Raw genomic sequence first — 14,778 nt, 5'->3', positions numbered from 1 at the left:
ACCTTTCATTTTTAATATTTATTTAATGATACTTCCTTCTGATAGTTGAGCAGATGGAGATACAAACGATAAAGAACCGTCTTTATCTTCTGCCATCAGAATCATACCTTCTGATTCTATTCCTCTAATTTTTCTTGGTGCCAAGTTAACTAAAATAGATACTTGTTTACCAATTACATCTTCTGGAGCAAAAAACTCTGCAATACCACTTACTACAGTTCTCTTATCAATTCCTGTATCTACTGTAAGTTGTAATAATTTCTTTGCCTTCTTTACTTTTACTGCTTCAATAATGGTTCCTACACGGATATCCATTTTTTGAAAATCATCAAAAGTAGTTTCATCTTTTTGAGGTTCTACAGGTGTTTGAGCAATTTTTGTTTTTTCTAACTTCTCAATCTGTTCCTCAATAGTTTTATCTTCTACTTTACTAAATAATAATTCAGCCGGAGCTAAACGATCGTAAGCAGTAATTAAATCTGGGCTACCAACTTTATCCCAATCCAGAGATTCCATGCCTAACATATTCTGAATTTTCTTAGCCGTATTAGGTAAGAATGGATCGATAGTAATAGCCAAATTTGCCGCAATTTGAAGCGACATATTTAATATAGTTTTTACCAACTCCGGATCTTGCTTAAACAGTTTCCAAGGTTCAGTATCTGCTAAATATTTATTACCTAAACGAGCCAACTTCATTGCCTCAATTAGTCCTTCTTTAAATTTATATTGACCAATTAGTTTTTCTACACGTAATGGAATTGCTTTCATTTCTTCAATGATATCATTTTCCATTGGTGTAAATTCTCCAGCTACAGGTACTTCTCCTTTAAAATATTTGTGAGTAAGTACAACTGCTCTGTTGATAAAGTTACCTAAAATAGCAACCAACTCATTATTTACACGTTCTTGATAATCCTTCCATGTAAATTCAGAATCTTTATTTTCTGGAGCTATTGATGTTAATACATAACGTAATTCATCTTCTCTACCAGGAAGCTCTTCTAAATACTCGTGTAACCAAACAGCCCAATTACGAGATGTTGATAACTTAGCACCTTCTAAATTTAAAAACTCATTTGCAGGAACGTTATCTGGTAAGATATACCCTTCGCCATGTGCCTTTAATAAAATAGGGAATATTAAACAGTGGAAAACAATATTGTCTTTTCCAATAAAGTGAACTAGCTTAGTATCAGCTTTTTTCCAATAATCTTCCCAGTTTTTACCTTCTTTAGCTGCCCAATCTTTTGTAGCTGAAATATAGCCAATTGGAGCATCTAACCAAACATATAAAACTTTGCCATCTGCACCTTCAACTGGAACTTTCACTCCCCAGTCTAGGTCCCTAGTCATAGCTCTAGGTTGTAACCCTTGATCTAACCAAGATTTACATTGTCCTAAAACAGAATTTTTCCATTCACTAGGATTATGGTGTTGTCTACCATCTAACTTACCATCTACAATCCACTCACGAAGCCAATCTTCGTGTTTGTTCATTGGTAAATACCAGTGGCGAGTAGTTTTTAAAGTAGGAGTAGCACCAGTAATTTGAGATTTAGGATCAATTAAATCTGTTGGACTTAACGCTGAACCACATTTCTCACACTGATCTCCATAAGCACCTTCGTTTCCACATTTAGGGCAAGTACCTGTAATGTATCTATCCGCTAAGAATTGTTTTGCTTCTTCATCATAATATTGAGAAGACTCTTTTAATTCAAATTGTCCTTTATCATTTAAAACCTTAAAGAAATCTTGTGCTGTTTCATGATGAATAGGCGCAGAAGTTCTGTGGAATAAATCAAAAGAAATACCAAAATTCTCAAAAGTCTCTCTGATATTCTTATTGTACTTATCAATAATATCTTGAGGAGTGATACCATCTTTTTGTGCACGAATAGTGATTGCAGCACCGTGCTCATCACTTCCACAAATAAATGCTACATCTTTTCCTTTCTGACGTAATGATCTAACGTAAATATCTGCTGGTAAATACGCACCTGCAATATGTCCGATATGTAAAGGACCATTTGCATACGGCAATGCCGCAGTTACTGTATATCTATTATAATGCTTTGACATGAATTTGTCTCAAAATTTCTTATTGGCCTATATTACTCTTATATACTGACGATAAGTCGCTGCAAAGTTAATCAATTTGAAGTGGTTATTCACAACCCTTTTACACTGAATAACAGATGATTTACTTCATCTAAATCAAAGTTATTCACATAATAAACCTAAAAATGTTGATAACTTTTTGAAAATCGATAAATCATAAAAAAATTCATCAATTTTCAGAAACTTATGCACAGTATTGAAAATAGTTTTGATGTATATAAATGAAAAGTATACTTTGCACTTACATTTATTCAAACCAACCACAAAGTTAATGGTTGTTCATTATAGATAAACAAAAAGTAGTGAATAAAATGCAAAAGGGTGAAGAATGGTTCGATCAGTGGTTCAATACACCATATTATCACATCTTATACCAGAACAGAGACTTTAAAGAGGCTGAAACTTTTGTAAAAAAGCTTTCGAATCATTTAAATATATCCAATGTTGATAAAGTTTTAGATTTAGCGTGCGGAAAAGGTCGACATGCAATTTTTCTGAATAAACTTGGCTTTAATGTAGAGGGAATAGACCTTTCAACAGAAAGTATTCAACATGCTAAGCAATTTGAGAACGAAAAGCTAAAGTTTTCAACACATGATATGAGAGAGCTCTACAAAAAGGAAGAGTTTACTTTTATATTAAATCTATTTACTAGTTTTGGTTATTTTGAAACTGAAGAAGAAGATCTTTTAGCTTTAAAAATGATAGCCAACAGCTTAAAACATAATGGCTATTTTGTTTTAGACTATTTCAATACTTATAAGGTTATAAATAGTTTACCTGAAAAATTAGTGATTAAACGACCTGAAATGGATTTTAATGTGCATAAGTATTTAAAAAATCGACATGTAATGAAAGAAATTGCATTTTCAGCAGATGGAAAAGACTATTTATTCACAGAAAGAGTAGAAGCTTTAAAGAATAAAGACTTTTTAAAGCTATTTGAAAGCGTAAATCTCAAAGTTATCAACACTTTTGGGGATTATAACTTGAATTTATTCGATAGAGAGAAATCTGATAGGATGATTTTTGTTGTCCAGAAGCAATAATCCATATTTTATGCACAAAAAAGGCTGAATACTCAATTGTATTCAGCCTTTTTTGTTGACAAATTTCTAAAAATCTAAAATAAAATCAATTTACTAACCATTGATAGGTTGATTATTAGGTAAAAAAAGAAAAGTTATCAACAATTAAACTGATTAACTGTTGATAACTTTTAATATTTTAAGTATAACTTCTTGATTTATTAGTGAATAGGATGTTTATAAGTTAATAACATTCTGAAATGTCTTATTTTTAAAAACTTTTAAACATTTATGGGGATAACATTTTAATAAAAAGCTATTTTCTATTATTTATTCACATTATCGCCTCTAAGTTGTCTAAATCTCTTTCGAGCATCAACTTCATAACTTGAACCTTTAAAATCTATGAGGTGATTTTTAAAGTATTCCATTGCCTCAGTTTTATCATTCAGATTATCCTGATAGATTGTTCCTATCAAATAGTTTGCATCATCCGCCAGAATATCTTCACCGTAAAACTCGAGAATTTCTTTCAAAGGTTCTAATGCTTCTTCATATTTCCCCAATTTTATCAACAAATGTGCTTTTTCCCAAAGAATTTCATCTGTAAGACTATGTCCTTTAAAGTCTACTAACATTTGTTCATAACTTTCTAATGCTTCTATGTATTTTCCTTGAAATATCAACAAATCAACTTCAGCATACGCTTCCATTGCAAAAGATGTAGTATCCAAGTTTAAATTATCACTTATCAACATAGATAAAGCAATTGCATCATTACTAATCGTTCTAGATGTAGCAAGCTTTAAAACATCTAATTGTGACTGAGCTAATTTAAAATCACCTGTATAGTAATAGATCTTCGCATTTTTTAATTTAGCTATGTGTCCTATTTTCATTTCTTTATTCGCTTTAGATACTTGTGAATAAAGTAATGAAGCTTCCCATGGATCGTTTTTTAAAAGATAGATATCGCCTAAATCTAGTTTTGCTTGAGAAATTAAACTCTTCGGAATAGATCGATTGTTGATAAGTTCTTTTAATTCTACAATTGCCTCGTCCTTTTCATCTAAATAGAAAGCTTGTAGTAATGCCATGTTTCTTAAAGCCTCTCCAGTTTGATCAGTTATCCCCATTTCATCAATAATTTGTTGATAATCGTTGACAAGTGAATGAATTTGATCTTTATCAATAGGGTAGGTACTTTTTACAATAGATTCTTTTGTTTCTATTAGATATTTTCTTGCAACTGGATACACAGCATATTCTTTGTATCTATCTACCAAGTATTGGAATATTTTAGATGCATTTTTATAATCAGCATTATTTTTTGCTAAACGCCCAATCTCTAAAATCTTATAACCTTCTAATCTTAATCTCTTATCTAACGCTCTAGCTTGCACAAATGCCCCGTAAAACTTCTTCTGCTGTAAGTAGTACCAAACGATCATCTCATTAAACACAGTCATGCTAGAGTTCTTCTGAACAAGCGTGAGGAGCTTAGGTTCTAAAAGATCAAAGTCTTCTTCTGTTAGCAGTCTGTCTTGAAGTGCCATCTGCACATACTCTAATTGGTCTGGTTTGATTAAAAGAAGTTTCATGTACTCATCTATCATCAAATCATATTTACCCCAGTTAGCGTAAAGGTCTGCCAATTCATAATAAAATATTTCATCACTATTTTTCTCACCAGTTCTGTAACATTTCTCAGCATATGCAAATAATCTAAGATCTATACAGTACAAAGCACAGTAGCGTAATTTGGTGGTATTGTTAGCAACTTGATGAATAAACGTATCAATAGATTTATCTGCAGCAGCTGTATCTTTTTCTAAAAGTTTTACTCTTGTGTAATCAACATTGTAAATAGCGTTTTGTGGATTACTCTTCACAACCTTCTTTAAATATTTATCAGCTTCTTTATATTCTTCTTTATTTAAAAGAATGTTCAGATAGTTTTCATGGATGTTTGGTATAAGATTTTTATTCTTTGATAAATCACGATATAACTCTAGTGCTTTATCAAACTCTTCTGTTTTATAATATTCCTGAGCCAGATTTAGTTTCTCTTCTGTTTTATTTTGTCCAATACTTTTTTGAACAGGGATACCTACCAAAAAGAAAAGAGAGAGAATAAGCAATCTCGAATTTTGTCTAAGTACGGTTTTCAACATTTCACTTTCTAATAGATAATAAAAAAATAAAAATTTAAAATTCCTTTTATTGTTATTAGGGGTGTTTATAAGTTGATAACTCGGCTTACTAACAGCTTTTTACTACTTACAAACAAATTGATCTAATAACTATTCACTGCATAACATACCTAAAAACAGTGTTTTATGGCGCTTTTCAACAGTATGATTATGTATAAGTTGATTAAAGTTATTCCGTTAGTTTTACTGTGCGCAAGCGCCCTTTTTACCCACATCCACTTATTAACACCTATGTGAATAGCGTGAATAAGTACTAATTGTGAATTACTGTTGATAATATCCACACCTTTTCAACATTTTATCAACTAATCACAATTTTAGCTATTATATGTGTGAATTATGTGAATAACTAACGTTGATATCTAATAATTGTACAAAAATTTATCCGTTTGATATAATTTTAGTGAATAACTTTTACTTTCTCTATTAAGTTACACACTTTGATTAATTATAGACCATTTAGCGCCAAAATTATTACCGATTTTTTAAAAGTTTTCAACACCTTCTTTTTTCATTTATAGAGTGATAATTTTTTGTGTAGCTCTATACTTTTGTAATCGTGAAGACCCTTTCAATTTCTTGATTTTACAATTGATTTGCGCACAGCATGTGAATAGGGTATTTGTTTATATGTGTATATCTTAATTAATTTTGATCTATAATTAATAGATAATCAGTTAGTTAAGATGGTTATTAACAGCCAATTTATTCTTATTTTATGTGTATATCTAAGTGAATATTACTCTTTATAGTCAATTTGTGGATAAGTCTGTTGATAAGTACCTCTTTTATCCACAAAATTTTATAGTGTGTGTTAGTAGTATTGTTTATAACTATTAAAATTAAAGAAATATAGCCCATAACACTACGTAAAGCCATAAGTACATTGAAATGTTAAAAACAAGCCTATATGGAGCATAAACAGCATTTTTAGTTATTAATCATATTTTATAATTAGATGTAAATGCTGGATTTTTAATCAATTAAATGTTATTCACAATCATATATGAATAAGTACTAATTTATAAAGCGCTATTGTGTACAATTGATGAATAATTATACATTTTCCATTACTTATAAACACAACATCTAAACTCATATTAAAAAATAGAGCAAAAAATAAGTCAGTATTTTCATACTGACTCATCTATTTAAAAAATTTGATTCATTATCTCTTCTTATCTGTATTGATTATTGTTTCTTCTCTTCTGATTTCCCAGTTCGCTTCTACTTTTATTTTCTTAGGGAAGAATGCCGTTGGTTCTGGAGGTATTCTAGTTTTAAAATCTCCAGGGAACCATTCTCCATCTCCATTTTCATCAATTAATACTCTAAGTTGATAAGTTCCTGGTTTTACATAATGGAAAGAAAAAAGGCGTTCATTTTTTACTTCTTGAACAACTTCTGCTTTGGAGTCTATTAACTGGACAATAAAACTATCGTGACTTCCTTTTACTTCTCCTTCTACAATTCCGTATTTATCTAGTTGCTTAATTGTAAAGCTAACTGTCTTTGCATTTGTAGAATCTTCTTTTACTGAAACAAAAGCGTTCTCATTAAAAATAAGACTGAAGGCAGAATCAACTTCAAAACCTGGAATAGTTAATTCTGTTTTATTAAAATTGAAAGTCATTTCTCTATCAATAAGAATACTGTCTAATCTTGTAGTGTCTTCACTATAGACGTAGTACATACTATCAATATTCATTTCTTTCATTGGTAACGGAAACTTCAAAGTAACATCATAAGTTTCTTCTGGAATAAGGTCATTATCTTTTGGAAGAATTTTATCAAATTTAATTCTAACAATTTCTTCTTCTTCTTCTTCAGCACCTAATGCAGATCCGATTGTATTAATTGCACCGCCTAAAAGTCCACCACCTTTTTTCTTAGTTTGTTTTTCTTCTTCAGCTAAAACTTCACTTTTACTAGGGAACATAATAAGTGTATCGAATTCAATTTTTTGTTCTATAGAATCTATAGCATATCCAGTAATTTGAAGAGAGTCTTCCATGTCTCTTTCACCAGTATAGATAAGTTTAATTTCTCCTTTTTCAGCCATACTAAAAATACTATCTGTATAAGTATTTTTAGTTGGGAAATCAATTCCATATTCTACAACAAACTTGTTGAACTTTACAAGTAGATCAGTACTTTCTGCTTTTACATTTTTAAAAGCAAGATCAACTAAATCATAATCTCTAACAAACAGTTGAACACCATCAATATTTTGATCGAGTAGGAGAGAGTCTGAAAAGAAGCCAACTTTCTCTTCTCTTAAAGTAAATTTATAATCATCATTTGCATCTTCAACAGAATACACATTATAGTATCCTGGCTTAAATCTTTCTAGAATAAATAAACCATCTTTTACAGTTCTAGAAAAATAAACGGGAGGATCTGTATTTACATCAAGAGAATCATAAGGATCATACAATGCTATTATTGCTCCTTCGATTGGCTCATTTGTAAGTAAATCTCTTACTTGACCAGTCACTTCTAAGGAGTCTAAATAATCTCCAGTACTAAAAGAAAAACGAACATTTTTAGCAGGGTTTTTCTCTGTAACATCTACAACAGATTTTCCGAAATCAAAAAAGTAAGTAGTGTTTTGTTCTAAAGTATCTAAGATATTTATGATTACTTTATTTCTAGCAAACTTAGATTTATATCTAAACGTTTTCTTATATGGAGTAATAATTAAGTTCTGCTTAAGCTTTTCTTCTTGAATATATTCATCGAAGTAAAGTGTTACTTTTAACTTGGTTGTATCAACGTTTGTTTGTCCATTATACGGATCACTTGCTCCAAACCTAGGAGGAATCTCATCTTTTGGACCACCTGTAGGAGAGGAGACAACTGCACAAGCATATACTGTAAATAGTATATAGATTGAGATAATGATTCTTAAAAATAAGTTCATGTGTACTTTTATTTGTACTGAGTGGTAACTACTGTTTTATCTTTTAATCAAAGGTAATCAGCATAAATTATTCTGATACAAAATAAGGCATATCTCTTAAATGAAATATGCCTTTTTAAATAAATATGATATTAATTTATTATTTAGACTTTTTGCTTATCTAAATAGACCATCAATATTGTAACATCTGCAGGTGTAACACCACTTATTCTAGAGGCTTGTCCTAAAGTTAAAGGAGCTACTTTTGTCATTTTTTCTCTTGATTCAGACGATAAAGCAGTGATTGATTTAAAGTCAAAACCTTCTGGTATTTTATAACTTTCTAGTGTAGTTAACTTCTCTGCAAGCTTTTGTTCTTTCTCAATATAGTTTTCATATTTTAAAAGAATTTCAGCTTCTTCTAGTGCCTTTTCACCATACCCATTAAATGCTTCTTTAAGCGATGGGTTAGCTTCCATAGTTAAATTAATATCTACGTGAGGGCGCTTTATAAATTGATTGGCTTTAATACCTTGAGATAGTGGTTGCAGTTCTCTTTCATTTAAAAGAGGGTTTGCATGGTTAACTTTAATACTTGTCTCTTTTAATGTTTCTACAACATTATCAATTTCTTTTTTCTTTTTCTCAACAGCATTAAATCTATCTTGAGAAGCAAGTCCTAAATCGTAGCCTAATTGAGTTAACCTTATATCTGCATTATCTTGTCTTAAAAGAATTCTATATTCGGCTCTAGAAGTAAACATTCTGTAAGGTTCATCTGTACCTTTATTGATAAGGTCATCGATCAGAACTCCAATATATGCTTCAGATCTTTTTAAGATAAATGCTTCTTTTTCCTTTATTTTATTATGTGCATTAATCCCTGCCATTAAGCCTTGAGATGCAGCTTCCTCATAACCTGTTGTTCCGTTTATCTGTCCGGCAAAATAAAGGTTTTCTACAAGCTTAGTTTCTAGGGTAGATTTTAATTGCGTAGGAGGGAAGAAATCATATTCAATTGCATAACCCGGACGGAACATTTTTGCGTTTTCAAAACCTTCAATTTTACGAAGTGCTTTGTATTGTACGTCTTCAGGTAATGATGTTGAAAATCCATTGATATACATTTCACATGTATTCCAACCTTCAGGTTCTACAAAAATTTGATGTCTATCTCTTTCTGCAAAACGATTAATTTTATCTTCTATTGAAGGACAATATCTAGGACCTAAACCTTGAATTCTTCCATTAAACATTGGAGATCTATCAAAGCCAGTTTTTAAAACATCATGAACTGCATTACTAGTATAAGTAATGAAACAGCTTCTTTGTTTTGTAAGAGTGGTAGTAGTATCTGAATAAGAGAATTTTTCTGGATTTTCATCTCCAGCTTGCTCTTGCATTTTTTCCCAATTTAAAGAACGACCATCTACTCTTGGAGGAGTTCCTGTTTTCATTCTTCCTGCTTCAAAGCCTAAACCTACTAATTGTTCAGTTAATCCTTTAGCAGCATGTTCACCACTACGTCCTCCTCCAAATTGTTTTTCACCAATATGAATAAGTCCATTTAAGAAAGTACCATTAGTTAAAACAACAGATTTAGTATTAAAAACTACGCCTAAACTTGTTTTTACACCAGTAATTTTATCGCCTTCCATAACAATTTCAGTTGCCATTTCTTGCCATATATCTACATTTAGATTTGCTTCTAAAGTATCTCTCCATTCTTGTGCGAAAACCATTCGATCACTTTGTGCTCTTGGACTCCACATTGCAGGACCTTTTGATCTATTCAACATTCTAAATTGAATCATAGATTTATCAGTCACAATACCTGACATACCACCAAGAGCATCAATTTCTCTAACGATCTGTCCTTTGGCAACACCACCCATTGCAGGGTTACAACTCATTTGAGCTATAGTTTGCATATTCATTGTAATTAGTAGAACACTAGATCCTAGTGTAGCGGCAGCATGAGCAGCTTCACAGCCTGCATGTCCTCCTCCAATTACTATAACGTCATAAGATGGATACATTCTATTTTTTATTTTTTCGTTCCACGTGGAACGTAAGTAAATTTCTTCAGATTTCTGATTTACAGTGATTAAAGTCAACTGTAATTATTTGCAAAGATAATAAATCAAAAATTATCAAAGACTTAATGTTTTCATATAATAAAAAAAGTTCCACGTGAAACACTCAATTAAATTGAAAATGTTTTACGTGGAACAATAAGAGATGGTACTTAGATTAGTAATTAAGCTTTTAAAGAATCATTTCTAAAAGCTAATTGTTCATCTTCTAAATTTCTCATCTTTTTAGCATCTTCATTAGATTTATCTTTAAAACCAAGAAGGTGTAAAATACCATGAATTAATACTCTATGAAATTCATCTATTTCATTAGTACCAATAGCTTTAGAATTTTCTCTAATTCTATCAATACTTACAAAAATATCTGACTCTATTTCATTTTCATATTCAGAATTATCAAAAGTAATGATATCAGTATATGTATCATGATCTAAATATTCTACATTTATTTTATGTAGATATTCATCAGAACATAATATATAATTGACACCAATTAATTTGAAATCAAATTTTTCGATAACAGATTGAATCCATTCTTTTAAGAGTTGTTCGTTTGGAACATCAAAAGAAATGTCTTCTGTAAAAAAAGTAATTTCTCTTTCCATTAATTAAATATAGAAAGTAAGTGTAATTGCTCTTCCTTCGTTAGAGAAAGTTACTTCATCGGCAAGATGTTTCATAAGAAATATTCCTCTTCCACCTGGCTTATCAATATTTTCAGGAGCAGTAGGATCGGGTAGACCTTCATAGTCAAAACCTTTTCCTTCATCTTCTATTGTAAAAGCGATATCCTTGTCTGATACTTTTAACTCTAAATGAACGTTCTTATCCTTGTCGTTTTTATTTCCATGGATAATAGCATTGTTTACAGATTCTGTAACAGCAATCATGATATTGCCATAAATGTCATCATTGAAATTAAACTCTTCTCGAGCTTGATCAATAAAACTCTCCGCAATACGAACATTTTCTATTAGCGAAGGTATCTTTAATTTGAATGGTTTATTCATTGTGCTTGTAGGCATTTCAATCCTTTATCTTTTCAAAGTATTTATTCACTTCCTGCTTGTAATAAGTATTTAAAGAGGTAGGAATTGTTCGTAACAATTCTATTTGAGTTTCCTTCTGTTTTAGATATTCATCAAAACTATCCGGAGGAGGTATCTGTCTTTGCTTTTTAGCAGTTTCAGCTTTCCTCTCTTCATCTTTCCCTTTTTCTTTCTTAGCCTTTTCAGACTCAAGCATTCTGGTTAAAATTTCTTTTTGTCTTTTTATTAATTTATCGGTAAGTTCTTTATTAACTAAATCATCTTCCGTTTTTTCCATTTCTTTAAGGATCTTTCCATAGCCATTTCCTCCCTCTTTTATTCCTTCTCCATCTTGGCCATCTTTTTTCTGTCCTTGCATTTGTTCAGGTCCTGAACCCATACTTTGTTTTAAAGCATTTCGAATCATTTCCTGTTGTGCTGCTAATTTAGCAAGTTCTTTAGATAATTCCTTTCCAGATTTACCACTCTTTTTCAAGTTTTCCATCTGTTGGTTTAATTGCTGTTGCATCTGACTAGGGCTAGGGGATGAAGAAGATTGTTTCTGATTCATCTGTTGGCCAGCCATACTTTGGCTCATTTGCTGCTGCATATTATCTAATATATCACTCAATAATAACGTAAGGTTATTTATTGAGGTCATTGTAAACTGTTGTTTACTTGCTGCCACTTCAGGTACACGTCTCTTGATTGCATTTAAGCTTTCATCCATATATTTGTTCATATCAGTTACTTCTCTTGTAACGAACGACTCTATTTGGAATACTCTTTTAGAGAGTGCAACTAAGCTATCTTCTATGTATTTAGCATCATCTCTCAATTTAAGTTGTGTTTGCGACAATTCAACAAATTTTGGGTCAATTCTTCTCACCTTTTTAAAGGATTCCATAAGATCTTCCTGATCGAAGGATAGTTTTAGAAGATTTTCCATTATTTGTCTCAATGCATCGTGGTCTTCGCTTATTTGTTCCATTTCTGCAGATTGCATACTCTGTTGCATTTGCTTTGCCATTTGTTGCATTTTATTGGCCGCTTTCTTTTGTGATTGATGAGCGTCTTTCTTTTTATCTTGTTTTAATTGTTCTGAAGCATTTTGTTGTTCTTTTTGAATTGATCTTTCGCTTGGAGTAAACTGCTCAAAATCTTGATTAGTTTGTTCCTTCTTATCCATTTTACGAAGTTCCTCCATCTCTTGTTTTATTTTTTCGAACTTTTCATTCAGTTCTTCCTGCTTTTTAACAAGGTCTTCTTTTACCTTATCATTTTCAGCCTTTTTAGAGGGGTCTTCAGCTTCTTGTTCTTGCTTCTTTTGTAGTTCATCAGTTTCCTTTGCAACTTCTTGTTGCTTCTGAGAAAGGTCTTCTAACTTACTAGATACTTCTTTTGCTTTTTGTTCTATCTGAAGTTTCTTAAAAAGTTTGATAGTTCTTTCTAACTCATTTTTAAGGTTCTTCTGTTTTTTCTCAATATTTTTTAAGTTTTCTTGAAGAGGCTGATTAATATAATTTTGCTCCATCAACTTTTGTAACTCATCATAAAGTTTTTGAGTTTCTTCGTCATTAATATTTTCAATTATTTTTTGAAGCTGTTCAGCTTTTTGAGCTACACTTTTATCTTGTTCTGAAAACTTACTCTGCTTATCTTTTAATTCTTGACTTTGTTGTTGAAGATTTTCTAATTCTTGCTGTAATGCTTTTCGCTCTTCAATTAGTTTTTGAATATCTTTTTTATCCTGCCAAGTTAATTGTCTTTTACCTTTTAGTTTCTCCTCTAACTTTTTTAGATTTTTATTTAACTCATCTGCTTTTGCAAGAGTTTCTTCTAATTTATTTTCAGTTTCTTTTTTACTTTCTTCTAGATCTTTTTCTATTTCTGCAGATGTTGGTAACATAAAAGTATACATAGGAGTTTTACTTCTCTTATTACCATTTACGCCATCATTATCATATACCTCAACAAAATATTCTAATTTATCACCTTCTTTAAGATTAAACTGATTTGTCTCTAATTTGTAATAGAAACTTTGATCAATTGCCTTTCTATTAAAAGGAATATCGATTTTATTAAATGTAGTAGGAGGTTTAGTATCTTCTTTCTTTTTTATTCTATAGCGTGTGCGTAATCTAGTGATTCCGTAATCATCTCCAATATTACCTCCAAATACTAGATAGTCGAACATTACAGTATCTTGATATTGCCTCATACTTATACTTGGGTACTTATCTTTTATTACGTTTAAGAAATAAGAAATACTATCCTTATTAGTACCATAGATATTCGATAAGGTAACACTATAAGATGTAGATTCATTTGTTTTATATGCGTACTTAAATACGTTGTTCTCTAGAGTTTCAGCATCAGCTTTAAGTGCTACTTCTTTAAAATATAATTGAATAGAATCTGTTGTTTTGGTATCAAATAGCCAAGTAATGTTAGAACCCTCTGGAACAAGTAAATTACCTGTATTTTCTAAAGTCTCGTTCGGTTTATTTGTATATCGAGGGTAGGTAACTTGTACACTAAACTTAGATAAATTAGGTCGAGTTAATGTATTTATTTTAAATTCTTTAGAGTAATACCCTGCTGCTTTAAACCTAAACTTAACGCCATGTTGTATTTTTTTGAATGTATGAACAAAAGAATATCCAGGATTAGATTTTTGTAATTTGATTAAAGAGCCTTTGTCTGTTTCTATATATACATCAGATGGCAATACATCTCCATTTAACGCTACTTTTAACTCAAAGTCATCTCCTTGGAAGGGTTCTAGGTTTGAGGTTAATAGATTAAATGTAAAAGGTGCTATTGGTAAAAATTCTTTGTCGAACTGAATAATTTTAGGAGTACTCTCTACAATAATTTGTGGTCTAACAAATAAGATAGCAAATAATACTACTAATGCAGGTAGGAGATACCTATACCAATACCTTAAATTTTCTTTATAAGATATTGCTGTAGTAAAGTTAATAGGAGAAAATTGATGTCCTCTTTGTTCTAAAGTGGCTTTTATAAGGCTATTACTTTTTGCTTCTGATTGAAGTTGAATTGAATTGATAAGCTTATCAGAGATTTCTGGAAAATGATTGCCAATTTCAATAGCAGCTTGCTCATCACTAATTTGTTTACTTATACCATTCATTTTTGCAAGTGGTTTAATCACCCATAAAAAGAATATGTAAGAGAAAGACATGATGTAAGCAAAAAATAGAATTGCTCTTGTTGTTGTGCCAAAATTATTTAGGTACTCTAAAACACTAAAAAGCAAAAATAGACCTAATACAGCAGCTAGTGTAAGAATGGCTCCTTTTATAGCAGCGTTTCTATATAGTTTTTGTTTATAGGCTTTTATTTTGCTTTCAAACATAAGGT

The 14,778-nt window shown here is 30.8% G+C and carries 8 protein-coding genes; 1 reads left to right on the top strand and 7 read right to left on the bottom strand.

All coding sequences use genetic code 11. From position 1 onward, the window contains the following. Positions 1-18 precede the first annotated feature (18 nt). The gene (metG, locus tag KM029_RS12585; RefSeq protein ID WP_144073604.1) at positions 19-2,085 is read right to left on the bottom strand and encodes a methionine--tRNA ligase; all 2,067 of its coding nucleotides are present in this window, start codon (positions 2,083-2,085) and stop codon (positions 19-21) included. 350 nt (positions 2,086-2,435) lie between these two features. On the opposite strand from metG, the gene KM029_RS12580 reads away from it, so the two are divergent. Beyond that, a complete protein-coding gene (locus tag KM029_RS12580) occupies positions 2,436-3,173 on the top strand; it encodes a class I SAM-dependent methyltransferase (RefSeq protein WP_144073603.1) in 738 nt (245 codons plus the stop codon). A gap of 305 nt (positions 3,174-3,478) precedes the next feature. Here the strand turns inward: KM029_RS12580 and KM029_RS12575 are convergent, their stop codons facing one another. From KM029_RS12575 to KM029_RS12550, 6 genes are all read right to left on the bottom strand, one after another. Beyond that, on the bottom strand, positions 3,479-5,326 hold the full coding sequence (locus tag KM029_RS12575; protein ID WP_144073602.1) for a tetratricopeptide repeat protein: 1,848 nt from the start codon (positions 5,324-5,326) through the stop codon (positions 3,479-3,481). Between the two features lie 1,207 nt (positions 5,327-6,533). Then, positions 6,534-8,288, bottom strand: a complete 1,755-nt coding sequence (locus tag KM029_RS12570) for an Ig-like domain-containing protein (RefSeq protein WP_144073601.1) — start codon at positions 8,286-8,288, stop codon at positions 6,534-6,536. 143 nt (positions 8,289-8,431) lie between these two features. Then, entirely contained in the window at positions 8,432-10,306 is a 1,875-nt protein-coding gene (gene mnmG / locus KM029_RS12565; RefSeq protein WP_144075686.1) for a tRNA uridine-5-carboxymethylaminomethyl(34) synthesis enzyme MnmG, read from the bottom strand. A 221-nt stretch (positions 10,307-10,527) separates the two neighbouring features. Then, on the bottom strand, positions 10,528-10,968 hold the full coding sequence (gene ybeY / locus KM029_RS12560) for an rRNA maturation RNase YbeY (RefSeq protein ID WP_144073600.1): 441 nt from the start codon (positions 10,966-10,968) through the stop codon (positions 10,528-10,530). A gap of 3 nt (positions 10,969-10,971) precedes the next feature. Next, the gene (locus KM029_RS12555) at positions 10,972-11,373 is read right to left on the bottom strand and encodes an ATP-binding protein (protein WP_144075685.1); all 402 of its coding nucleotides are present in this window, start codon (positions 11,371-11,373) and stop codon (positions 10,972-10,974) included. Positions 11,374-11,389: 16 nt separating this feature from the next. Further along, entirely contained in the window at positions 11,390-14,773 is a 3,384-nt protein-coding gene (locus tag KM029_RS12550) for a DUF4175 family protein (protein WP_144073599.1), read from the bottom strand. Positions 14,774-14,778: the final 5 nt, after the last annotated feature.

It is taken from the genome of Flammeovirga kamogawensis (assembly GCF_018736065.1).
Lineage (GTDB): Bacteria > Bacteroidota > Bacteroidia > Cytophagales > Flammeovirgaceae > Flammeovirga > Flammeovirga kamogawensis.
The sequence above is the reverse complement of the archived record's forward strand: the minus strand, read 5'-3'. Positions and strand labels throughout refer to the sequence as shown.